Source organism: Nodosilinea sp. P-1105 (genome assembly GCF_012911975.1).
GTDB lineage: Bacteria > Cyanobacteriota > Cyanobacteriia > Phormidesmidales > Phormidesmidaceae > Nodosilinea.
In genome coordinates, this window is record NZ_SMDQ01000020.1 from 13,286 (window position 1) to 36,532 (window position 23,247).

Consider the following 23,247-nt stretch of genomic DNA (forward strand, 5'->3'; position numbering starts at 1 on the left):
GATTAATCAGATCAAAAGGAGGGAGCGTAGTTTGTGACTTAGGATACGGTTTAATCTAAGTTAAAGATTCAGGGCTCAATCCCGATTTGATCGGTTATTTTTCCGGAACCCTATCCAAAGGGGGGTGTGCTGAGGGGAGTATCGACATATACTAGAGGAACATGTTACAGGGCTCTGGTCATGTCTTTGAGGCCTCCTACGCCATTCTTCTGGTGAAAGCGTGGTTGATAGGTAGTCAACCAGAGATTGAACCGTAGCATGATTGTAGAATTGAGAGTTTTGTCCTATCGCTAAGAAACAGAAGCCTTTAGTTAACCGCCATATCGCTGATCCTGAAGTGGTATTAATCGACCAGACTGGCGAAAACTGTGGTCTGATCGATACTCAAGAGGCGCTGAAAAGAGCCAAGGCCCAAAAGTTAGACCTTGTGGTGGTCTCCCAGCGTGAAGGGGAGGCATCCATTGCCAAAATCATGGATTATGGCAAGCTGCAATATCAGCAGAGTAAGCGGCAAAAGCAGGCTGCTCGTCCTTCGGTCAAGGAAGTTAAGTTTCGCCCCAACATTGGCGAGTCAGACTACGAGCGACGTATTAAGCGGGCGATGGGGTGGTTAAGCAAGGGTGACTCTGTGAAGTTCTTAGTGCGGCTACGGGGCCGGGAACACCAGCACCGCGATCGCGCTACGGAATTACTGAAGCGCGTTGTTGATGATCTAGACAGTGCGGGGAAGGTTCAGTCTTTTGACCGCCGAGGCTTAACCGTGTTTTTAACCCCGTCTTAGTCCAGCCTTGATTCGTAAGTTCCTATAGCTAGGGGACTTACCTTCGATATCTTGTTTATCCCCCCGGCGACGCTCATTCGCGACACCGGGGGGATGCCTTTCAGCGTAGGCACTAATGTTCAGTCACAAAACAATGACGGGAGATGTGACCTAGGGCTTACGGTCTGCGGTCTGCGGCTCGCCCTAAACCGTGAACCCTAGACCTTGCGCCGCAGCCCCTGTTGACCCAGCACTTCTGGCTTGACAGACCATTAGGTTAGGAGAGCCACTCTCAGCACTCCTGCGCTAACCCATGGCACAATAGCGGCGTTTCTTAGTCCAATCCAACCTATAGTCCAATCCAACCTATGAGTGGCGACACTATCTTTGGCAAAATCATTCGGAAAGAAATTCCAGCCAATATCCTTTACGAAGATGACCTTTGCTTGGCCTTCTCCGACATCGATCCCAAGGCACCGACCCACATTCTGGTGATTCCCAAAAAACCGATACCCAAGCTGTCCGATGTAACCACTGACGACAAAGACCTTTTAGGGCATTTGTTGCTAACGGTTAAGTCTGTTGCGGATCAGTTAGGGTTGACCGAGTCGGGCTATCGAGTGGTAATCAACACAGGGAACGATGGTGGGCAAACGGTTTTCCACTTGCATCTGCACCTGCTCGGGGGGCGTGCTCTAGGGTGGCCCCCAGGCTAACTGTTTTATTTACTTTCGTACAACGAAATAAAGATTGTTATAGAGCGATTGGCCAGTGGCTTCGAAAACTTTACGCTAACAGGATGAATGGGACTTATACGTAATACCTTCCCATTCGGTTGGTTGTTATTTATTGGCCTTTTATTTATGACTACTTCTCTACGTACACGCGACAGCGTGGGAGCGTGGGAGCAGTTTTGCCAGTGGATTACCAGCACCGAGAACCGCCTATATGTGGGCTGGTTCGGTGTGCTGATGATTCCCACCCTGCTAACTGCCACCACTTGTTTCGTGATTGCCTTTATCGCCGCCCCTGCGGTTGATATCGACGGTATCCGTGAGCCCGTTGCTGGTTCTCTGATGTACGGCAACAACATCATCTCCGGTGCGGTTGTGCCGTCGTCCAATGCCATCGGCCTGCACTTCTACCCCATCTGGGATGCCGCTTCCTTGGATGAGTGGCTATACAACGGTGGTCCTTACCAGTTGATCGTTTTCCACTTCCTGATCGGTGTTTTTGCCTACATGGGTCGGCAGTGGGAACTGAGCTACCGCCTGGGCATGCGCCCTTGGATCTGCGTGGCTTACAGCGCTCCTCTAGCCTCAGCTACCGCTGTGTTCTTGATCTATCCGTTGGGTCAAGGCTCCTTCTCGGACGGTATGCCCCTGGGGATCTCCGGTACCTTCAACTTCATGATTGTGTTCCAGGCTGAGCACAACATTCTGATGCACCCCTTCCACATGTTGGGTGTGGCTGGTGTGTTCGGTGGTTCTCTGTTCTCCGCCATGCACGGTTCTCTGGTGACGTCTTCTCTGGTGCGTGAAACCACCGAGACCGAGTCTCAGAACTACGGCTACAAGTTCGGCCAAGAGGAAGAGACCTACAACATCGTGGCGGCCCACGGTTACTTCGGTCGCTTGATCTTCCAATATGCCAGCTTCAACAACAGCCGCAGCCTGCACTTCTTCTTGGGTGCCTGGCCTGTAATCGGCATCTGGTTCACCGCCCTGGGCATCAGCACCATGGCGTTCAACCTGAACGGGTTCAACTTCAACCAGTCCGTCCTGGATTCCCAGGGTCGGGTGATTGGCACCTGGGCTGACGTGATCAACCGCGCCAACCTGGGGATGGAAGTGATGCACGAGCGCAACGCTCACAACTTCCCGCTGGACTTGGCTTCTGCTGGTGAAGCCACCCCGGTTGCCCTGCAAGCTCCGGTAATCAACGGTTAATCCTTGCCCGGGCAGGCCATGACCTGGTTATGGCCTGCCTCACAGGGGGCAACTCGGGCCAGAGATGATTCAATCACCTCTGGCCTGAATCGCTCTGACGCAAGGATTAATCTAAGGGTTGATCTAACCCCAAAGCGCTCCAGACCCTGGGGCGCTTTTGTCATGGGTGCCGTTAGTCAGGGTTGAAGCGATATGATGGGGCGGTGCCCCCTCTGAAAAGAACTGAAAAGAAAGTCTGGCGTTTTATGGCTGTCTCTCAACGCCCTACCCCTGGTCTGGCTGGGTTAACCATTCCCCCAGCGGCGATCCCCTACTTATTTTTGTTGCCAGCCCTGGTGGCCCTAGGAATTTCTGTATTTTGGCCCGCTTTGCAGGCGTTTTACCTTAGCTTTACCACCTTTGGGGTAGACCTGACTGCCGCCCCTACCTGGGTGGGGTGGGCTAATGTTCAGCGGCTGATGGGGGATGCGGTGTTTTGGCAAACCGTGGGAAATACCCTGCTGTATTTGGTCGGGGTGGTGCCGGTGCTAACCATGGCGCCGCTGTTGCTGGCGATTTTAGTCAACCGTTCCCTGCCGGGGATGCATTGGCTGCGGGTGGCTTACTATTCGCCCGTAGTGGTGTCGATGGTGGTGGCTGGATTAGCTTGGCGGTGGCTTTATGCTGAAAATGGTCTATTTAATCAAATTTTGCAAGATTTAGGGTTGATTCAGCAGGGTGTTCCCTGGTTAACCAGTCCTCAGTTGGCCTTGGCTAGCGTTATGATCGTGACCATTTGGAAGGGCCTGGGCTACTACATGGTGATTTATTTGGCTGGGCTACAGGGGATCCCCCAGGATTTGTATGAGGCGGCAGCTCTAGATGGCTCCGATGGTTGGCGACGCCATTGGGATATCACGATTCCCTTGATGCGCCCCTACCTGTTGTTGGTGAGTGTTATTTCGGCGATCGCGGCGACTAAGGTATTTGAGGAGGTTTTTATCATGACCCAAGGGGGACCTCGCAATAGCTCGAAAACCGTGGTCTATTACATTTATGAACAAGCGTTTGAAAAGCTGGAAATCAGCTATGCCTGTACGATTGGGCTGGCGCTGTTCTTGGTGATTTTGCTGTTGTCAGTCGTGCGCCTGGCCGCTGGGGGCCGAGGCACCTCACCCCTGGCGTAGCCCTGTCTGAGTAGACTGGCTCCAATGTCCTGCGGCATAAGTCGGCCAAACATGCCTGGTACCTGATACCCAGAACCTGACACCCTCAGCAACAGTAGACATCTTTCTGCCAGATAGTATTAGGCCACCCGCACAGCAGCTGCCTCGGGATTGATAGCGGGCCCAACGCCAGTGTCCCCCGCCTGGCTGTCATTAACCAGAAGATTACGCACCTCCACATGGGTGGCCCCGTCGATGGACACCGCCAGCTCCACCATCGGTTCCACCAGGGCCTGGCTGTCAACCTGACCACTGAGGATGATCGTCGATCCCCGTTGTTTCAGGACTAATCGAGCCATGTTGGGACGCCCAAATCGGCTGTAGAAAGCGGCCTGGACCCGCTTAGTTAATCCATAGTAGTCATATTCCCCAGTCAATCCCACCCGTTCCGGGGGAATCGCACCCAACCCGGCTATAGGGGTTGGGTAGCGCTCGGCGGTAGCGTAGTAAGCTCCATTCACGACTTGCCCTGCTCTGGTCAACACGTTCACACCTTGAGCCATTTGTGGCCTACCTTCGATACATGTAACATCCGACACCATTGGCCCGACCCCTGATATACCTTGTCAGCCTATTCTCTCGGTATATCTACTTACATGTCGGGTCAGGTGTCCCTCATCTATATAAAGGGACTGTAAAGCTCTCCGAAAGTTCCCTCGATTGGCTCAGGTTCAGGTGATTTTTTTGACGCCATCTTACCTGGTGCTCAGTCAATCTAATTCTGACGGAATCTGTGACCTGGGGTTCACAACCTATGACCTGCGGTCAAGGCCAGCCGTAGACCGTGAACCCTGTGAGCCCATCATCTTTAACGGGATAGCCAGGCAAGCACTGCTGACGCTTAAGCCTGGGTCAGTAAGGCGATCGCATACACGGCAATTCCCTCCTGGCGGCCCGTGGGGCCTAAGGTTTCATTGGTGGTCGCTTTTACCCCCACCTGATCGGGCTCCACAGCCAGAACTTCGGCTAAGCGCGATCGCATCGCTTGAATATGGGGCTTCATTTTCGGCTGTTCCGCCACAATCACCGAGTCAATGTTGCTCACCTGCCAGCCCCGCTGTTGAATCAATTCATTCACCTGAGCTAGTAGCTTCAGACTGTCAGCCCCCGCCCACTGCGGATCCCCAGGGGGAAAATATAAGCCAATGTCTCCCAAGCTCAAGGCCCCCAACAGGGCATCCATAATCGCGTGGGTAAGCACGTCAGCATCGCTGTGGCCATCCAGGCCCAGGTGGTGAGGAATCGTCACACCACCGAGAATCAGGGGGCGATCGGGGACAAGGCGGTGAATGTCGTAGCCGTTACCAATGCGAAGGGTCATAGGGAGAAAAAACGAAGAACGAAGAACGAAGAACGAAGAACGAAGAACGAAGAACGAAGAACGAAGAACGAAGAGGGAAGAACGAAGAGGGAAGAGGGAAAATCCAAAATCTAAAATCTAAAATCTAAAATCCATCACCCCCACCTTCCCCATCCCCCCATCCCCCCATCCCCCCATCCCCCCATCCCCCCATCACCCCATCACCCCATCACCCCATCCCCACCATCCTGCTTCTGCCATTGCTCATACAAATCCGGCCGCCGGGTTTTGGTACGCTCAATTTGTTGCTGCCGTCGCCATTGGGCAATAGCCTGATGATTGCCTGACAGTAACACCTCAGGCACTGCCCAGCCCCGAAACATGGCCGGGCGGGTGTACTGGGGGTAGTCGAGTAGGGGGGTTTCAAAGCTTTCGTATTTGAGTGAGTCAGGTTTACCGACCGTGCCGGGGCGCAGGCGAACCACGCCATTCATCAGCGCTAAAGCAGGGATCTCACCACAGGTGAGCACAAAGTCGCCCAGGGAAACTTCTCGGGTGAGCAAATGGCTAACGCGGTCGTCTACGCCTTCATAGTGGCCACAAATCAGCACTAGCTGGTCATAGGTGGCTAACTGACGAAACAGGGCCTGGGTCATGGGTTCCCCCTGGGGGGTCAGCAAAATGACGTCCCGCCGGGGCAATATGGGTAATGATTCTACGGCCGCAAAAATTGGGTCAGGTTTCATCAGCATGCCGACCCCACCGCCATAGGGTTCATCATCAACCCGGTGGTGTTTATCCGTTGTAAAGTCCCGAGGGTTGGTAAGATGAACTTCTGCAATGCGGCGCGTGACAGCTTTACCCATCAGCCCTGACTGTAGGGGTGATGCGAAAAAGTCTGGAAATAGGCTGACCACATCAAATCTGATTGGATCGGTCTCGTCAGTGCACATTGTTATCCCCTAGACTGTCATGGCCCCAGGCCTGACCTTAAACCAACAGCGCTCTCTATCATGCAGGATTAGAGCCTAGGTAGCAATTCAAGTCCCTTGGTTGAGCGACCCATGTCTCTTGTAACGCAACACGCCATTATGGCTATCGGTGGCGCCGAAGATAAAATCCACGGCAAAGAAATTCTACAGACCTTTTTTCACCGATGTGGTGGGCCAGATGCCTGCATTGGGGTGATTCCCTGCGCTTCTCGGGATCCGGTCGCCATTGCTGGGCGCTACCAACAGATTTTTGGCGACATGGGTGCCAGAGCTATTAAGGTGATGGATATTCGCGATCGCAGCCAGGGGGAAGATCCCAGCTGGAAGACCGTGTTGGAGCAATGCTCCGGAGTATTTATTACCGGCGGTGACCAGGTGCGTCTGTGTGGCCTATTGGCTGACACCCCCCTGATCGACATGATTCGCCAGCGGGCCCAGTTGGGAGAAATCGCCCTGGCGGGCACCAGTGCTGGGGCGGCGGTCATGGGTCATCACATGATTGCTGGTGGTGGCAGTGGTGAGTCTCCCAATCGCTCCCTGGTAGATATGGCAATTGGCCTGGGGTTTGTGCCCGAGGTGATTGTCGATCAGCACTTCCATAACCGCAATCGCATGGCTCGGCTGATCAGCGCCATTGCCATGCAGCCTGACCGCTTGGGGTTGGGCATTGACGAAGACACCTGTGCCCTGTTCGAGCGGGATGGCAGCTTTCGGGTGATCGGTAAGGGGGTGATTACTGTGGTGGATCCTAGCGCTGTTACCCATACCAATGAGCCAGATGTGGCGGCCTCCGATCCCCTCAGCATCCATGGGCTACAGGTTCATCTGCTGGCCCATGGCGATCGCTTTGACTGGCGCCATGGCAAGGTGGTTACCGTCGCTCGATAGGCTCAAGGGAGGGGGCTACCTGGGGCCTCTAGTGCTCTGTCAATCTGATAAGTAAGTGGACAAAAATAAAAGGCTCAACGTTGCTGGTTTCGACTCCGCTCAACCAGCGACGAGGCCTGAGCGGAGTCGAAGGCCGGATCACGGATCAGGCAGTAATTGTGTCCATGTACTTAATGACGGGTGCTGCGAACCATAAACCCTCTTGTCAGCCCGTCATCTTTAATTTGATAGACCACTCGTTAAGGAACTGCAGATTGGGCCGCGTCAGTGGACCAAATTTTGATCAAATGCTCAGTACCGCCAATGGTCACAATGTCACCATTAGGCCGTACCGCAAATCGCCAAATATCGGTGTCAAATCCCTGGAGTTGTTCAACCGGGGTGGCTCGATTCAGATCCCACACGAAGACAGTTTTGTTTTCATCAGCGCTCCACAGCTTAGGCCCATCCACCCTGACATCGTTAACGTAGCTTTCGTGGCCGGTCAACATTCCCTTCAGGCGGTGGTCGGCCAAATGCCAAATACCAACGGTTTTATCACTGGACGCACTGATCAACAGCTGATTGTCAGCACTGACTTCTAAGCGGTTAATGAAGGTCAGAGGGGCATGGCCTTCTAGGGTAGTGGGTTGATCGGGGTCCGCCATCTCCCACACATGTAGATCTTGACCGCCACTAATGAGCAACTGGTTGTCACGGCTAAAGCGGAGGTCATTAATGGACCCGTCAGCCTGGAGGGTGTGGACAGGCTGCGGCACCTGGTCTACTAAAGCCGAGATATTGATGTAGCCCGCTGCATCCATCAAGTCCCAGATTTTAATTATGCCGAGACCATCAGCGGTGGCCAGAAAGCGACTATTGTGGCTGACCGTGATGGCATTAATGGGTACCCCATGGGCCGCTTGGATTTCCCCTTGAAACTCGCCGCTGGGTAAGGCCCAAAAGCGGATTGAGCGATCATCTCCAGCGCTGATCAAGATGTCTTGATCAGGGGTGGTGGCCAAGGTTTTTACCACGTTGGTATGGCCGCTAAGGGTTCCCAAAGAGGATTTTGTCTGCAAGTCCCATAGGCGGATGGTGGCATCGGCACTGGCGGTGATTAGCGTGTGACCGTCTTTGAGCAAAATGGCATCGTAAATATCGCCGGTGTGCCCGGACAGGGCAGTGTCGAAGGTGACGGTTTCTGTGGCCAGGTCAGCGGTCTGCTCCAGCCCAGTCGGCGGGGGGCTAGCCCGACGACTGATGCCATACCAGGCCAGGGGAATGGCCAAAGCAAGGCCAGTCAACCCAGCGAGTACCCAGGGGCGTTGATCCAGCCAGGGGGGTAAAAATCGGCGGGATGGCTCAGCTAGGGTCTTGGCTTTATGGGGGTCGACGCTGGTTTCTGCCCACGGTTGAGGTGCTTTAGCCGGAGGTAGGGTGACGTTTTGACCTGAGCGAATGTGGGCCAGCCGGGCCAAGATTTCCCCCGTCGATTGGGGCCGCTGGGCGGCGGCTGGGGCAATTAGGTCGTCGATCAGGTCAGCTAGGGGTGGGGATATTTGCGGGGCCAGGGGCCGCCAGCGAAAGCCGTTAGTGCGGGGATCATAGATGGTTGGGTCGCTCGGTAACTTAGCGGTAATCAGGTAAATCAGCGATCGCCCCATGGCATAGAAGTCAGACTGGGGCACCGCTTGCCCCTGCTCTTGCTCCGGGGGCGTGTAGCCCGCCGAGCTGACAGCGGTAATATCACTATCCCCGAGTTGAGCCATATAGGTCTGGGTCATCTCACGGGCCGCGCCAAAGTCCACCAGTACCAGCTGCCCTGATGACCGCAGCATAATATTATCGGGTTTGATATCCCGGTGAAAATAGTTGTGCTGGTGGATCAAGTGCAGCACATCCGTCAGTTGGGTCATCCACAGCAGAGCCTGTTTTTCGCTGATAGGGTGATTGCCCTGCTGAATCATCCACTGCTTTAGGTTAGGGCCGTCAATTTTTTCCATCACCAAGCAGTGGCAAGGTTCGGCGCTATCTTGGGGCCAATAGCGAAAGTAGCCTTCGGCCTCCACTTTAGGTACACCGGGATGGTTGAGTTGGCTCAGCACTTGGGCTTCCCGGCGAAACAGCTCCAGTACTTTGGGATCACTGTTGTAGCTTTGCTTGAGCACCTTCAAAATTTTGGGCTGGTTGCGCTCATAGGCTTCATAAATCCAGCCGAAACCGCTTTGGCTGCTGATCAGCCGCATCACCCGATATCGTCCCTGCAACAAGAGTTCGGAACCACAGGCGCAGCAGGTGGCGCTGACACCATTGTCAGGATGGTTGGGTTGGCTGCAGAGCGGATTAATACAAAGACTCATACCTGACCGTAGAATGCAATCCCCTGGGGTTAGACCCGCTGTATAGCCATAGCCAGCATCAGCCTGGAGGGCCGTTTGGGGTCTACTTAGTAGTGTTCCACGGAATCCGGTGGATTTATCTGACGCGGGTGGCTTTCTTTAGAAGATCTTGGCTACCGCTCACTGCCTGCCATCCGCATAGATCTAGAACGTCGACACAGAAACCCGGTTTCTGCGACAGGTGACCAATCATGCCGCTAGTGCAGCAACTCAGAAACCGGGTTTTAGCCATACTGTACCAATGCTCTAGAGAAAGTGGCAGTTTTGCTTCAGAGCGACCTTAAGCTGTCCCTTGTAGTCGCGCTCTGAAATTACATAGGCGCCAAAGCGCTCGAGGTGGGGGTTCATCATTTGGGCGTCAAATAGACTAAATTGGCGCGATCGCAGGTGTTCAACCAACCGCACCATGGCCACCTTCGATCCCTCTGATATCCGAAAAAACATCGACTCGCCAATAAAGGCTCCGCCAATCACCAAGCCCAGAATGCCGCCAGCTAGTTCGTCCCCCTGCCAGGTCTCAAAGCTGTAGGCCCACCCGGCCCGGTATAGCTCCCAGTACATTTGTTTAAGTTCACCAGAGATCCAAGTGGTGTCGCGATCGGCACAACCGTCGACCACCTGCTTAAAGGCTTGGTTAATGGCGACCCGAAATCGATTTTGGTTGAGCACCCGCCGCAGGGACTTGGGATAGCGAAAGCGATCGTCTAAGGGAATTAACGTGCGCTGACGGCTAGAGTACCAACCCAAATCACTGCCATCGCCATCGGCCATGAGGAAATAACCCTGGGAATACCCACGAATAATGGCGTCAAGGTCGTAATTGTATTTATAGATGGTCACGGCGGTATATGTTCACCCATCAACAGGAATGCAACCCTCAAGCCTTGGTAATGTTGTGATACATTCTGTTTGCCATGGCTGCTAGGATGTCCCTAACATTGTGTCAAACTTTTGAATATCTCTATCTTTTGCAAAGTGGCCTATGCATGATCCCCTGAGCCCAGTGACATTGCCTGCCCCCGAAAATGCTCAGCAAGAGGGGCAGTGGTTAGAAGCCGCTCTGCTCAGGTGGCTGAACGCCGAATATTTACCAGAACCAGCCAACCACGACATCGCCCAGCGGGCTTCCCAGGTATATGTGCGCCACCGCATGGAAGGCGAGAATGATGTGGGCTCTTTAGTAATGGCAATTTTGACCGAACTCCAAGCCTTTGATTTTTCAGATAGTTTTTATGGGGAGTTTACGGTGGCTAACGCTGTGGGCGATCTCTTGTTCGACAGCCTCGGGATTGATCGCTGCTGTGGGCGATCCACCACATTAGACGCGGCTGACACCCTAGATTCTGCCCCTGAGCACTTCGACCCAAAAGATTGAAGCGATAGCCACGACGGCTCCCACCATGACTACTGTTGAGATTACACCTTGTTACCAGGCATCCGATGCGTTGTGGAAGCGTGCGGGCTCCAGTCTGAGTCTGCGATCGCGGATCCCCTCGACGTTCATAAATATGACTGGAACCATACCTACCCTGGTGCGGCAAGTAGTGGACCAGCAGCTCCCCTTGGTCCGGCCCTAATAATGGTGAGAGGGGTAGTTTCCATAGGGCTCTCCCGATACCCGTCACCAGTCCGGTGAAGACACCAGTAACCTCAGGCTTAGAACCCGAGAAGCCTTCCAATCCGGCCTACGCCATAGCCTGTATGGTGCTACGGACTACCAGCTTTTGAGAGAGCATCTGCCAGTGCTCGCCGGTGTTATCAACATCCTGCCATTGGCCAGCCGGTTCGATAACACCGGTAATGACACCCTAGGACTGGGCCGAGCTCAGCACCTTTTCGGTAGCGGTGGCATCGGGGTTCGCCTGGGGGGCTTCCGCCTCAGAGGGGGGCACCACCTGCCAGAACCTAGGTAAGTACTCCTGCCAGTGGGCCAAAATCCGCTGGGCTTTGGCGCTGCCAGTGTGGGCGGCGTGGGCTTCGATCAGTCCTTTCAACTGAGCTTCCCCAGCGGGGGTAATCACCCGCTGCACCTTAACGATTTCGGGATTGACCCGCACCGGGAAGTCGCCAGCTTCGTCTAGAACGTAGGCCAAACCACCGGTCATGCCAGCGCCCACATTGCGGCCCACATGGCCCAGCACCACCACCACCCCACCAGTCATGTACTCGCAGCAGTGATCCCCAGCCCCTTCAATTACCGCCTGGCCTTTGGAGTTGCGGACAGCAAACCGCTCTCCGGCGGTGCCCAGAGCATAGAGGGTGCCGCCAGTGGCCCCATACAGACAGGTGTTGCCGATAATCACATTGGTGGAGGGGTCATAGGCGATGCCCAGTGGGGGCTTGACCACGATTTCGCCGCCATGCATGCCTTTGCCCACATAGTCGTTGGCTTCTCCCACCAGCGTCAGGGTCATGCCTGGCAGGTTAAAGGCGCCAAAGCTTTGGCCAGCACTGCCGGTAAAGGTAAGGTTGAGCTGCCCCTCAAAGCCAGCATTACCATACTTTTCAGCAATTACCCCGGCGATTCGAGCGCCAACGGTGCGATCGGTATTGATCACCTGCACGGACTGGGTGACACTGCCTTGGGTTTGGATTGCCTGCTGAATCACGGCATCCGCCAGGAGCTGGTCATCTAGCACCGGACCGTTGCTGTGGACCGCTTCGTGGTTTAGCCAAGTGCGATTTTCCTTGACATCGGGTAAGTCAATCAGGGTGGTCAAATCTAGGGCCTTGGTTTTGGCCAGGGTAACCTCGGTTCGAGGAGCGAGCAGATCAGTCCGGCCGACGATCTCGGTCAGCGAGCGATAGCCCAGGCGAGCCAGCAGCGATCGCACCTCTTGGGCCACAAAGTAAAAGAAGTTGACCACATGTTCCGGAATGCCGGTAAACCGCTGACGCAGTTCCTCTTTCTGGGTGGCCACACCGACAGGGCAGTTGTTGGTATGGCAGACCCGGGCCATGATACAACCTTCGGCGATCATAGCAATGGAGCCAAAGCCGAATTCTTCGGCCCCCATCAGCGCTCCCATCACCACATCCCAGCCGGTTTTGAGGCCGCCATCGACTCGCAGGGTAACGCGATCGCGCAGCTCGTTATCCATTAGCACCTTGTGCACTTCGGTCAGGCCCAATTCCCAAGACACCCCGGCATGCTTAATCGAGCTCAGGGGCGACGCGCCAGTCCCCCCATCGTGCCCCGATACTTGAATCACATCGGCGTTGGCTTTGGCCACCCCGGCGGCAATGGTACCAATGCCCACCTCAGACACCAGTTTCACCGATACGCCCGCCTTGGGGTTGATCTGGTGCAGGTCGAAGATCAACTGGGCCAGATCTTCAATGGAGTAGATGTCGTGGTGGGGCGGTGGTGAAATCAGCGGCACCCCAGGCTTAGAGCGGCGTAACATGGCAATGTAAGGGCTCACCTTCTTGCCCGGCAGCTGGCCCCCCTCCCCAGGCTTAGCCCCCTGGGCTAGCTTAATTTCGATTTGCTTGGCATGCATCAGGTATTCCGGGGTCACCCCAAATCGACCCGAGGCCACCTGCTTAATCGCCGAGCTAGCGGTATCGCCATTCTTTAGCCCCTGCAAGTGAGGGAAGGTGGGCGACTGGCCGTCCCCATCCACATCCGAGAGCACCTTAAACCGAACCGGGTCTTCCCCCCCTTCCCCAGAGTTGGACTTACCGCCAATGCGGTTCATGGCAATGGCCAACACCTCATGGGCCTCCCGAGACAGTGCCCCCAAGGACATGCCGCCGGTACAGAATCGCTCCATAATTGCTTGTACCGATTCCACTTGGTCCAGGGAAATCGGTTGGCGATCGCTGTTGAAGTCCAGCAGATCCCGCAGGGCGGTCACCGGGCGATTTTCCAGCTGGTCCTTGTACACCTGGTAATGGTCATACTCACCCTCCTTCAGGGCCTTATGCAGCAGCTTGGTCATGGCTGGGTTGTTCATGTGGTACTCGCCGCTGGGTCGAGACTGCACAAAGCCCATATTTTGTAGCCGCTTCGAGGTCAGTTCTGGGAAGGCTCGCTGGTGGAAGCTGACGGTTTCTTGGGCCAGGTCCGCCAGGGACAGTCCCCCCAAGCGGGAGGTGGTGCCCCGGAAGGCCAGCTCCAGCAGGTCAGGGCCAATGCCAATCGCCTCAAAAATCTGCGCCCCTTGGTAGCTGGTAATCAAGGAGATGCCCATCTTGGAGAGAATCTTCAGCAGCCCCGCTTCCACCGCTTTGCGGAAATTGTCCTGGGCTCCATTTAGGGTGGTTACGGGCAGTTTGCCGGTCTCCATTAATTTTTGGGTACGGCTGTCAGCCCACCAATGGCGCACCGATTCTAGGGCCAGGTAGGGACAAATGGCGCTGACCCCATAGCCAATCAGGCAGGCAAAGTGGTGGGTACTCCAGCACTGGGCTGTGTCCACCACCAGGGAGGTGTGCAGGCGTAGACCATTGCGAATCAAGTGGTGGTGCACCGCGCCGACGGCCAGCAGGGGTGGAATGTAGCTGGTCTCAGCGGATAGGACAGTAGCCTGACCCTGACGATCCACGCGATCGCTCAGCACCAGAATCGTCTTACCGGCCTTCACCGCCGCATCGGCTTGCTCACACAAGCGGTCCACCGCTTGCTCTAGACCAGCGGGGCCAGCGGCAATGGAGTAAAGGGTCGAGAGGGTGGCCGTGGCAAAGCCCGACTGGTGAATCTGCTCTAGCTCGACCTCGTTAATCACTGGGCTTTCCAGGCGCAGCAGCCGGGCATACTTCGGCTTCTCGTCCAGTAGGTTACCTCGGGCCCCCAATTGGGTGGTCAAGGACATCACCAGCCGCTCCCGCAGGGGGTCAATGGCCGGATTGGTTACCTGGGCAAACCGTTGCTTAAAGTAGTCGTACAGCAGGTGGGGCTTCTCGGATAGAACCGCCAGAGGGATGTCATCACCCATGCAGTAGGTGGGCTCTTTGCCCTGGGCCGCCATATCCTGAATAATCATGTCCACGTCTTCGGCGGTGTAGCCAAAGGCGCTTTGCTGCTGGAGTAACTCATGGCCGCTGTAGGCCGTTTTCTCAGTGAATAGCTGGGGTTGAATGCTGACCCGATTATCCTGTAGCCACTGGCCATAGGGGTGCCGGGTGGCCACCCGTTGCTTGATGGCCCAATTTTTCAGAATTTCATGGGAGTGGAGGTTCACTGCGATCATCTGCCCTGGCCCTAGGCGACCCTTCTCCACAATCCGCTCTGGAGCCACATCCAGCACTCCCGCTTCCGATGACACCATCAACAGGCCATCGTCAGTGATCACATAGCGGGCCGGGCGCAGGCCGTTGCGGTCTAGGGTGGCTCCCACCTGGGTGCCATCGCTGAACACAATCAGGGCGGGGCCATCCCAGGGCTCTTGCAGGCCGCTGTAGTATTCGTAAAAATCGGTGATTTCTGGGTACGGATCTAGATCGGGCTGGTTGTTGTAGGCCTCGGGCACCATCATCATCAGGGCCTCTTGGGGCGATCGCCCCGATCGCACCAGCAGTTCCATCACGTTGTCGAGGTTGGCCGAATCGCTATTTTCAGCATTGACAATCGGTTTTAGGACCTCAAAGCGATCGCCCCACACCCCATGAGACAAATCTTCCTGACGGGCCATCATCCAGTTGATATTGCCCACCAGGGTATTGATTTCACCGTTGTGGCCCAGCAGCCGCATCGGGTGGGCCAGGGGCCACTTGGGCATGGTATTGGTGCTGAAACGGCGGTGGTACACCGCAAAAGAACTAACGTAGTCTGGATCCCGCAGATCAGCATAGAATGCCGCCAGCACCGCCGACCGCACCATACCTTTATAGACAATGGTGCGGCAGGAACAGGAGCACACGTAAAACTCCTGCAGGCCAGCCACCACCGCTGGATCGAGGCTGTCCGGCTGCTGAACCGCCTCAGCCACCAGGTGCAAGACCTGTCGCCGTACCAAGTATAGACGCCGCTCCAGCTCTTCCCCGGTGGCCGTAGCCGAGGCCATAATCAGCTGCTCAATCTGAGGCTGATACTGCTTGGCTAAGCTGCCCAGCACCTCGGGGTGGACTGGCACCTGCCGCCAGCCCACCACCGTCAGCCCTTCAGCCTGCACCACCTGGTTAAAGGTGTCGCGAATAAACGCGGCTGCTCCATCCTGGTTGGGCAGAAAGATCATCGCCACCCCGGTTTGCTCGGTAGCCAGCGGTGCCTGGCCCTGATCGGCTGCCCAGCGGTTGAGCACGGCCCAGGGAATCGCGGTCATCACCCCAGCCCCGTCCCCAGAATCCTGGTCTGCACAGCACCCGCCTCGATGTTCCATACAATCGAGGGCCACCAGAGCCTGGGCTACCAAGTCGTGGCTGGCACGATTCTGCTGGTCGGCCAGAAACCCAACCCCGCAGGCGTCCCGCTCTTCAACCAGCCACTTAGGTCCCCAGTTTGGCCAGGTAGAACGCTCTTGGTGTAAGGGTTGGTGACGGTGATTCACTGGTGTATTTCCCATGGGATAGCAGCGACTTACTTAAACGTGGATGGACAGAACGCACCGGTAGAAGCAACCGTGCGTGGAGACAAAATTAGCGCCTCTGAGACCAGGCTCAAGGCCAGACATGAACCGATACGAATCATCCCCGCCGGGCACAACGGACACAATCGGCAACTTCCCGCAATATTTGATCGTCGATGGAGAGATACCGCGTAGGCCAATCTATTGGCCTGCCTAAGTCCATCACCATATTGCGTCTGATGTAGACCGGGCATCTGTGTTACGAGATACTCGATCTGTTATCAATCCTTATTAATTAGTGTACAAACCTTATCACTAATTTACCGGTTCCCCAGCCCATAGCGGTCATTCTCGCCGTGAAAAAGTGCTGTTGTTCAACATTTCTTGAGCAAATCGATCACGGCGACCATAAGATTGTGGGTTATGTTCCAGGCCCCGTTAGGTCCAATTTAGGATCTGGTGCTGGCTCGTCAGCAAGATGCTGGTACTGAGATTATATGAAGGTTATAGCTACTGTGATGATCATGCCTCTTGCTGCCCCTCTGACTCGTGTTGTCCTGCCGTTCAGTCTTGCTTTAGTTGCTGTTGGGGGCGTTGGATCTGGGGGGAGCCGATCGGCCCTGGCCCAGGAGGCTAGCTCAACCCAGACGTTAACGACGCCCCCGGCCACTGAAATTCGGGATGCTCCCACAGCTATGTTGGCAGCGGCCCAAGTGGGTACGACGGTGGCCATTAATGGATCTACCTTTTCAATGCCCTGGATGCAGGTAAATGGCCAAGTGGGGCTGGTCGACTACGGGGTGACCGATCGCCTAGGGGCCACACTGCTTAGCACCAGTAACCCTCAGGTGCAGCCAGTGCAGTGGTTTGCCGTCCCAGGGGCGAGCCCGATCATGCTCTCTGCTTGGCATCACAATGGCTATCGATTCTTGGATATTAGTCCCCTAGCCCAGGGGGCTGGCTGGACGGTGACCCCCCAGGGGTCTACCCTGGCCATCACCACTACTCCAGCCCAAGTGCAATCAATTCGGCGAGATCTCCAGCCAGGCCGCGATCGCATCATTTTGGACGTTACCGGTCGCCCTGCCGTACAGCTGAATGAGGGCGTAGAAGAACTCACCCTCACCCTGAGCGCTACCTCGGCCTCATCCCTGACTGCCCAGGCCAACACCCTTACCCAAAACCGGTCAGGAGGAATTGTCACCCAGGTGCAGGCCAACCCCGCCTCCCAGCGGACCGAACTGGCTGTGCGATTTACGGGTAACACCCTCCGCCCTCGGGTCCAGACGTTGCCCAACCAAGTGATTCTGGAGTTTCGGCCCGACCACTTGCAGCCCCACACTATTGCCTGGGCTCCGGGGCTGCGGTGGCGACAGCAATATATTTCGGTGGGTGGCACGGCTTTCCCGGTGTACTGGCTAGAAATTGCCGCCAACCAAGACCAACTCTCCCTTCGCCCCATCTGGGCCGATCCCAGCACCATGGTAGGTATTGCCCCCCTACAAACCATGGGGCAGCGCTGGCAAGCGATCGCCGCCATTAACGCCGGGTTTTTCAACCGCAACAACCAGTACCCCCTTGGGGCCATTCGCCACAATACCAATTGGCTCTCCAGCCCGATTCTCAGCCGTGGCGTTATCGGCTGGAATGACAGCCGTTCGGTGGCCCTGGAGCGCTTGCACTTGAGGCAGACCCTAACCACTGCCAACGGCCGTTCTTTTCCCATCCAAGGGACCAACAGCGGGTATGTGGAAGCCGGTATCGGTCTGTACACCCCGGCTTGGGGAACCACCTATCGCCCCATTACCGGCAATGAAATCGTGGTTACCGTGGTCAACGACCAGGTGGTTAACCAACAAACCGTGACTGATCGCGACGCGGTGTCGATTCCCAGCAATGGTTACATCCTGGCCCACCGCTCCTACGCAACGGCAGCGGTGGCCCTAACCCCTGGCACCGACCTGGCTATCCAGTCCGAGACCCTACCCGCTAGCCTAGAACCCTTCCGCCATATTGTCGGCGGTGGCCCGCTGCTGATCCGTAACCAGACGATGGTGCTCAATGCCGAGGCCGAGCAATTTAGCCGCGCCTTTGCCACCCAGGCGGCCCCGCGTAGCGCGATCGCCACCAATGCCGCTGGCGATATCCTCCTGGTCGCCGTCCACCACAGCCCTGCGGGGCCTGGCCCCACCCTCAACCAACTGGCTCAGATCATGGCCCAGTTAGGCAGCACCAACGCCCTCAACCTGGATGGCGGCGGTTCCGCTAGCCTCTACTTGGGAGGTCGCTTAATCAACCGTAACTCCCGCACCGCTGGTCGAGTTCACAACGGCATTGGCCTGTTTACAGCCGAGTAACTCCCAACTTTATCAGGACAACTTAAAGCCACCCTGCCCCAGGTAAAGACTCCATGTGGTTCTGCCCCTCAGCCCGTAGTTTTGCTGAAGTTCGCAGAATTCCCTTGCTAGACTTATGTCTGTCTAGAATTGACCTCTTGGGTGTCTATCCTGCCACGTCAGCAACCAACGACGACAATTCGTCGTCGTTCCAGTCTAGGCCCCTCGTTTGACCTTCAACTCAACCTAACGAACCAACCTAGCGACAGCGTTTATCGGCTTTAGGAGAATCACGACCATGCCCAAATTAAATGAAACTATTACACCGACAGCCTTAGCCTTAGCCGCTAACAACGGCCAAGACATTACTGAATCTGGTCTACGTCCTTGGGGTTGCTATACCGTCCTTGAGGAAGGGCGAGGTTATAAAATTAAGCGAATTGAGGTCAAGCCAGGGCATCGCCTTAGCCTCCAGATGCACCACCACCGTAGCGAACACTGGATTGTAGTCTCCGGTACGGCCAAGGTCATCTGTGGGGATAACGAAATTCTGCTCTCCACCAACCAATCCACCTATGTCCCCCCCTGCACCCAGCATAGACTGGAAAATGTCGGGGTGATTCCCTTAGTCCTGATTGAGGTTCAAAACGGTGAGTATCTGGGGGAAGATGACATTGTCCGCTTCCAAGATGATTATTCCCGGGTAGAAACACCATAGACTCACCGCTTACCAGTTGTTTACCCTAGAACGCCGGTACAGAAACCCGGTTTCTGGGGCAGAAGGCCAGTCATGTTGTTAGAGCAGCGACGAAGAAACCGAGTTTTTAGCCATACTGTACCGATGCTCTAGCGCTCTCCCTAGGCCCAGGCCGTTGTTAGTCTTTATAAAAGACTAACAACGGCCTATTGGTGTTGGTGATGATACACTCAAGGCAGCCTGATAACCTGATAAAACGACCCAAGGGACGACAGTCCCGCCGCTGACCTGAAAACCATGATTCATCTTAGCCCCAGTGCTATCCAGGAGCTCAATCGCCTGCGGCAGCGCCAGTCCAACTTAACCCAGCCGATCTATCTCACCCTTGATCCAGGTGGTTGTGCCCAATGGGCCTATCGCATTAATGCCGAACCCCTATCAGATGGGGCCACCACCACCTTTGATTGTGGCAGTGGTCTGACCCTAGTCGTTGACGACACAGCCCTTGATCTGGTTAGAGGGCTCACCATCGACTACTCAGAAGACTTAATGGGAGGAGGGTTTCGCTTCACCAACCCCCAAGCCCATCACACCTGCGGTTGCGGCCACTCCTTCTCTACCACCCCTGAGCCTACCACTTCAGATTGCACGGCAACGCCCCCCCCAGCAACGTTCGAGTCCCATGACTCTATGGCTCAACCAATTTGACTAAAGAACTTTTTTGATGTTAGTATCAGAGCTTGTGAAAACTTAAATTTTGTCATCAGCCGTAGTGTTTAGAGCGTACTATGCCCACGATTCAGCAACTCATCCGGAGTGAGCGTCAGAAAGCCGAGAAGAAAACTAAGTCCCCCGCCCTTAAGAGCTGTCCTCAGCGGCGTGGAGTCTGTACTCGTGTATATACCACGACTCCCAAGAAGCCTAACTCAGCTCTACGCAAGGTGGCGCGAGTTCGCTTGACCTCTGGGTTTGAGGTGACAGCCTATATTCCAGGCATCGGCCATAACCTACAGGAGCACTCCGTCGTCATGATTCGGGGCGGTCGAGTCAAGGACTTGCCTGGGGTTCGCTATCACATTATTCGTGGCACGCTAGATACGGCTGGGGTTAAGGATCGTCGCCAAGGTCGTTCTAAATATGGGGCGAAACGTCCTAAGGGTTAAATGTCTTGAGAGTTAACACCCTGTAGCATGGGCTGATTAGCTCCCTCTGTTGCCTTGCCCTGGTTGCGGGCTGAGGTAGGCTAAATCGGCCAGCCTAGGCTACGTCAGTTTCTAGTTTTATTGCTTTCCAAGCCAGTTGTCCCTGAGCGAATGGTCTCCTGTGACACGGCTACCCAAGTCTACATCGATTGGAACTTAAACCATGTCCCGCCGTACTACTGCTCAAAAACGCCCGATTCCACCAGATTCTGTCTACAACAGTCGCTTGATCACGATGATGAGTCGACGGTTAATGACTAGTGGCAAGAAGTCCTTGGCTGACAGAATTGTCTATGACTCTTTTGCCATCATTAAAGAGCGTACTGGTGGCGATCCCCTAGAGGTGTTTGAAACAGCTGTACGTAATGCCACCCCCTTGGTCGAGGTCAAAGCTCGCCGGGTAGGGGGGGCCACGTACCAGGTGCCGATGGAAGTGCGGTCTGAACGGGGGGTTGCTTTGGCTCTCCGCTGGTTGACGCAGTTTGCCCGGCAACGTGCTGGTAAGTCTATGGCCATCAAACTGGCTAACGAACTGATGGATGCTGCTAACGAAACTGGTGGGGCAGTACGCAAACGTGAGGAAACTCACCGTATGGCCGAAGCTAACAAAGCATTCGCCCATTATCGCTATTAATTGTCAGGGGGTCTGCCTGCGGCATTGGTTTACTTTAGGTTAGACTATCGCAGGTTAACCTCAAACTGGTTCCCCCGAAAAAACTTGTTCTTGTTGAAAGGCGGATGTGGCCTTTGGGCCAGTTGCATCAAGACTCTGAATAAGTTTCGGTTGGAGCCCTCTGAGAGTATCTCAGCTAAAGCATCTATTTCCAGGACGATAACTGGGTCCGTTGGACTGTCGCAGTGAGACTTTGGATAAAGATTTAGTTGGAACCCTCTAAGCCGGTTGGCAATGTGACGCTGAGGAGGTCGCTATGGCACGGACAACCCCCCTACAGAAGGTTAGGAATATTGGCATTGCCGCCCACATTGACGCGGGTAAAACCACGACAACTGAGCGAATTTTGTTTTACTCGGGTATTGTGCACAAAATTGGCGAGGTGCACGATGGCACCGCTGTTACCGACTGGATGGCCCAGGAACGGGAGCGAGGGATTACGATTACAGCGGCTGCTATTAGTACTAACTGGCGCGAGCATCAGATCAATATTATTGATACCCCAGGGCACGTTGACTTCACCATTGAAGTTGAGCGGTCTATGCGGGTGCTAGATGGTGTGATTGCCGTATTTTGTTCCGTCGGTGGGGTTCAGCCTCAATCTGAGACAGTTTGGCGGCAAGCTAATCGATATTCTGTGCCGCGAATTGCGTTTGTCAACAAGATGGATCGCACTGGGGCTAACTTTTTTAAAGTGTATGACCAGTTGCGCGATCGCCTAGGGGCGAATGCGGTTGCTGTGCAAATTCCCATTGGGGCTGAGGCTGATTTTCAAGGGGTGGTTGATCTGGTCTCAATGCGAGCCCGTATTTACCATGATGACCTCGGTCAGAACATGGAGGATACTGATATCCCAGCCGACGTTCTAGAGATGGCTCAGGAATATCGCACCAAGCTGGTGGAGGCTGTGGCCGAGACTAGTGATGCCTTGATGGAGAAATACCTGGAAGGCGAGGACTTTCTGCCTGAAGAGATTGTGGCTGCCCTACGCCAGGGAACCATTAAAGGCAAGATAGTTCCGATGCTGTGTGGTTCTGCCTTTAAGAATCGAGGGGTGCAGTTACTGCTCGATGCAGTGGTTGACTATTTGCCCTCTCCGATAGAAGTGCCCCCCATCCAAGGATTGCTGCCCGATGGTGAAACGGCGGCACGGGCGGCCGATGATGATGTTCCTCTGGCAGCCTTAGCTTTTAAGATTATGGCTGATCCCTATGGTCGCTTGACATTTCTGCGGGTCTACTCCGGGGTGCTAAAAAAAGGCAGCTATATCTATAACGCCACTAAGGATAAAAAGGAGCGCATTTCCCGCCTGATTGTGCTCAAAGCAGATGACCGCATTGAGGTAGACGAGCTGCGGGCCGGCGATTTAGGGGCCGCCATTGGGCTGAAGGATACCTTCACTGGGGACACCATTTGCGATCCCGATGAGCCGATTATTCTGGAGTCCTTGTACATTCCAGAACCGGTGATCTCGGTGGCGGTTGAGCCCAAGACCAAGCAAGATATGGATAAGCTTTCTAAAGCTCTCCAGTCACTGTCGGAAGAAGATCCTACCTTTCGAGTTAGTACTGATCCTGAAACCAATCAGACGGTAATTGCTGGTATGGGTGAGCTCCATCTGGACATTCTGGTAGACAGAATGTTGCGGGAATTTAAGGTGGAAGCCAACATTGGTGCGCCCCAGGTGGCCTACCGGGAAACGGTTCGTAAAGCTATCTCCGCTGAAGGAAAATTTGTCCGTCAAAGTGGCGGTAAAGGCCAGTACGGCCATGTGGTTGTAGAGGTTGAGCCCACGGAAGAAGGCAGCGGATTTGAGTTTGTGTCTAAAATTGTAGGGGGCACAATTCCGAAGGAGTATATTCCTTCTGCCGAACAAGGCATGAAAGAAGCCTGCGAATCTGGTATCCTAGCTGGGTACCCTGTAATCGATCTAAAGGTTACTCTCATAGATGGGTCCTACCATGATGTAGATTCCTCAGAGATGGCTTTTAAGATTGCTGGGTCAATGGCTATGAAAGAGGCCGTCATGAAGGCGTCTCCCGTCCTTCTAGAGCCCATTATGAAGGTCGAGGTTGAAGTTCCAGAAGACTTTCTGGGTGACGTCATGGGAGATTTAAACTCCCGCCGTGGCCAGATCGAAGGTATGGGGACAGAGGCTGATATTGCTAAGGTCACAGCCCATGTTCCTTTAGCTGAGATGTTTGGTTATGCTACCGACATCCGCTCAAAAACGCAGGGTCGGGGCATTTTTTCGATGGAATTTAGCCACTATGGTGAGGTTCCTCGAAATGTGGCTGAAGCCATTATCTCTAAAAACAGTGGGAACGCTTAGAAAGGAAAGGACACGTAACGTAA

Annotated in this window: 17 protein-coding genes and 1 pseudogene; 12 read left to right on the plus strand and 6 right to left on the minus strand. The window is 54.9% G+C overall.

What is annotated here, in order from left to right:
* The first annotated feature begins 286 nt into the window (after positions 1–286).
* The 4 genes from infC (at position 287) to E1H13_RS10980 (ending at position 3,875) form a co-directional block, all read left to right on the plus strand.
* Positions 287–781 (plus strand): translation initiation factor IF-3, encoded by a 495-nt coding sequence (gene infC, locus E1H13_RS10965; RefSeq protein WP_169613500.1) that lies wholly within the window; start codon positions 287–289, stop codon positions 779–781.
* A 347-nt stretch (positions 782–1,128) separates the two neighbouring features.
* A complete protein-coding gene (locus E1H13_RS10970; RefSeq protein WP_169613459.1) occupies positions 1,129–1,476 on the plus strand; it encodes a histidine triad nucleotide-binding protein in 348 nt (115 codons plus the stop codon).
* Between the two features lie 147 nt (positions 1,477–1,623).
* Positions 1,624–2,709: a photosystem II q(b) protein gene (gene psbA / locus E1H13_RS10975; protein ID WP_169613460.1), complete on the plus strand. Its 1,086-nt coding sequence runs from the start codon at positions 1,624–1,626 to the stop codon at positions 2,707–2,709.
* 245 nt (positions 2,710–2,954) lie between these two features.
* Positions 2,955–3,875 carry a sugar ABC transporter permease gene (locus E1H13_RS10980; protein ID WP_169613461.1) on the plus strand — a complete coding sequence of 307 codons (921 nt, stop codon included), beginning with the start codon at positions 2,955–2,957 and terminating at the stop codon, positions 3,873–3,875.
* Between the two features lie 119 nt (positions 3,876–3,994).
* Here E1H13_RS10980 and E1H13_RS10985 read toward each other — a convergent pair whose 3' ends face one another.
* The 3 genes from E1H13_RS10985 to trmD form a co-directional block, all read right to left on the minus strand.
* Positions 3,995–4,417, minus strand: a complete 423-nt coding sequence (locus E1H13_RS10985; RefSeq protein WP_169613462.1) for a phospholipid-binding protein — start codon at positions 4,415–4,417, stop codon at positions 3,995–3,997.
* Positions 4,418–4,755: 338 nt separating this feature from the next.
* The gene (ispF, locus tag E1H13_RS10990) at positions 4,756–5,235 is read right to left on the minus strand and encodes a 2-C-methyl-D-erythritol 2,4-cyclodiphosphate synthase (RefSeq protein ID WP_169613463.1); all 480 of its coding nucleotides are present in this window, start codon (positions 5,233–5,235) and stop codon (positions 4,756–4,758) included.
* Positions 5,236–5,435: 200 nt separating this feature from the next.
* A complete protein-coding gene (gene trmD / locus E1H13_RS10995; RefSeq protein ID WP_169613464.1) occupies positions 5,436–6,167 on the minus strand; it encodes a tRNA (guanosine(37)-N1)-methyltransferase TrmD in 732 nt (243 codons plus the stop codon).
* A gap of 111 nt (positions 6,168–6,278) precedes the next feature.
* Between trmD and E1H13_RS11000 the strand changes: the two genes are divergently transcribed.
* The gene (locus E1H13_RS11000; protein ID WP_169613465.1) at positions 6,279–7,094 is read left to right on the plus strand and encodes a cyanophycinase; all 816 of its coding nucleotides are present in this window, start codon (positions 6,279–6,281) and stop codon (positions 7,092–7,094) included.
* A 239-nt stretch (positions 7,095–7,333) separates the two neighbouring features.
* On the opposite strand, the gene E1H13_RS11005 is transcribed toward E1H13_RS11000, so the two are convergent.
* Complete coding sequence (locus E1H13_RS11005) at positions 7,334–9,436, minus strand: serine/threonine-protein kinase (protein WP_169613466.1); 2,103 nt, start codon at positions 9,434–9,436, stop codon at positions 7,334–7,336.
* Between the two features lie 285 nt (positions 9,437–9,721).
* A complete protein-coding gene (gene aat, locus E1H13_RS11010; RefSeq protein ID WP_347404146.1) occupies positions 9,722–10,315 on the minus strand; it encodes a leucyl/phenylalanyl-tRNA--protein transferase in 594 nt (197 codons plus the stop codon).
* A 142-nt stretch (positions 10,316–10,457) separates the two neighbouring features.
* Here aat and E1H13_RS11015 point away from each other — a divergent pair.
* Positions 10,458–10,784: pseudogene (locus E1H13_RS11015) on the plus strand (hypothetical protein); the annotation flags it as partial.
* A gap of 499 nt (positions 10,785–11,283) precedes the next feature.
* Here E1H13_RS11015 and gltB read toward each other — a convergent pair.
* The gene (gene gltB, locus E1H13_RS11020; protein ID WP_169613468.1) at positions 11,284–15,981 is read right to left on the minus strand and encodes a glutamate synthase large subunit; all 4,698 of its coding nucleotides are present in this window, start codon (positions 15,979–15,981) and stop codon (positions 11,284–11,286) included.
* A 521-nt stretch (positions 15,982–16,502) separates the two neighbouring features.
* Here gltB and E1H13_RS11025 point away from each other — a divergent pair.
* The 6 genes from E1H13_RS11025 to fusA all read left to right on the plus strand — a co-directional run bounded on the left by E1H13_RS11025 (position 16,503) and on the right by fusA (position 23,224).
* A complete protein-coding gene (locus tag E1H13_RS11025) occupies positions 16,503–18,341 on the plus strand; it encodes a phosphodiester glycosidase family protein (RefSeq protein WP_169613469.1) in 1,839 nt (612 codons plus the stop codon).
* 277 nt (positions 18,342–18,618) lie between these two features.
* The gene (locus E1H13_RS11030) at positions 18,619–19,038 is read left to right on the plus strand and encodes a phosphomannose isomerase type II C-terminal cupin domain (protein ID WP_169613470.1); all 420 of its coding nucleotides are present in this window, start codon (positions 18,619–18,621) and stop codon (positions 19,036–19,038) included.
* A 276-nt stretch (positions 19,039–19,314) separates the two neighbouring features.
* Positions 19,315–19,725 (plus strand): iron-sulfur cluster assembly accessory protein, encoded by a 411-nt coding sequence (locus E1H13_RS11035; RefSeq protein WP_169613471.1) that lies wholly within the window; start codon positions 19,315–19,317, stop codon positions 19,723–19,725.
* 80 nt (positions 19,726–19,805) lie between these two features.
* Positions 19,806–20,180 carry a 30S ribosomal protein S12 gene (rpsL, locus tag E1H13_RS11040; protein WP_017300622.1) on the plus strand — a complete coding sequence of 125 codons (375 nt, stop codon included), beginning with the start codon at positions 19,806–19,808 and terminating at the stop codon, positions 20,178–20,180.
* A 202-nt stretch (positions 20,181–20,382) separates the two neighbouring features.
* Positions 20,383–20,853: a 30S ribosomal protein S7 gene (gene rpsG, locus E1H13_RS11045; protein WP_169613472.1), complete on the plus strand. Its 471-nt coding sequence runs from the start codon at positions 20,383–20,385 to the stop codon at positions 20,851–20,853.
* Between the two features lie 295 nt (positions 20,854–21,148).
* Complete coding sequence (fusA, locus tag E1H13_RS11050) at positions 21,149–23,224, plus strand: elongation factor G (protein WP_169613473.1); 2,076 nt, start codon at positions 21,149–21,151, stop codon at positions 23,222–23,224.
* The last annotated feature ends 23 nt before the right edge of the window (positions 23,225–23,247 follow it).

What these genes read in the sequence shown, in the direction of transcription:
- E1H13_RS11030 (WP_169613470.1), top strand. Translation starts at nt 18,619, where the DNA reads ATGCCCAAATTAAATGAAACTATTACACCGACAGCCTTAGCCTTAGCC.
- E1H13_RS10980 (WP_169613461.1), top strand. Translation starts at nt 2,955, where the DNA reads ATGGCTGTCTCTCAACGCCCTACCCCTGGTCTGGCTGGGTTAACCATT.
- E1H13_RS11005 (WP_169613466.1), bottom strand. Translation starts at nt 9,436, where the DNA reads ATGAGTCTTTGTATTAATCCGCTCTGCAGCCAACCCAACCATCCTGAC.
- E1H13_RS11000 (WP_169613465.1), top strand. Translation starts at nt 6,279, where the DNA reads ATGTCTCTTGTAACGCAACACGCCATTATGGCTATCGGTGGCGCCGAA.
- trmD (WP_169613464.1), bottom strand. Translation starts at nt 6,167, where the DNA reads ATGTGCACTGACGAGACCGATCCAATCAGATTTGATGTGGTCAGCCTA.
- E1H13_RS11025 (WP_169613469.1), top strand. Translation starts at nt 16,503, where the DNA reads ATGATCATGCCTCTTGCTGCCCCTCTGACTCGTGTTGTCCTGCCGTTC.
- rpsG (WP_169613472.1), top strand. Translation starts at nt 20,383, where the DNA reads ATGTCCCGCCGTACTACTGCTCAAAAACGCCCGATTCCACCAGATTCT.
- psbA (WP_169613460.1), top strand. Translation starts at nt 1,624, where the DNA reads ATGACTACTTCTCTACGTACACGCGACAGCGTGGGAGCGTGGGAGCAG.
- E1H13_RS10970 (WP_169613459.1), top strand. Translation starts at nt 1,129, where the DNA reads ATGAGTGGCGACACTATCTTTGGCAAAATCATTCGGAAAGAAATTCCA.
- ispF (WP_169613463.1), bottom strand. Translation starts at nt 5,235, where the DNA reads ATGACCCTTCGCATTGGTAACGGCTACGACATTCACCGCCTTGTCCCC.
- fusA (WP_169613473.1), top strand. Translation starts at nt 21,149, where the DNA reads ATGGCACGGACAACCCCCCTACAGAAGGTTAGGAATATTGGCATTGCC.
- gltB (WP_169613468.1), bottom strand. Translation starts at nt 15,981, where the DNA reads ATGGGAAATACACCAGTGAATCACCGTCACCAACCCTTACACCAAGAG.
- E1H13_RS10985 (WP_169613462.1), bottom strand. Translation starts at nt 4,417, where the DNA reads ATGGCTCAAGGTGTGAACGTGTTGACCAGAGCAGGGCAAGTCGTGAAT.
- E1H13_RS11035 (WP_169613471.1), top strand. Translation starts at nt 19,315, where the DNA reads ATGATTCATCTTAGCCCCAGTGCTATCCAGGAGCTCAATCGCCTGCGG.
- rpsL (WP_017300622.1), top strand. Translation starts at nt 19,806, where the DNA reads ATGCCCACGATTCAGCAACTCATCCGGAGTGAGCGTCAGAAAGCCGAG.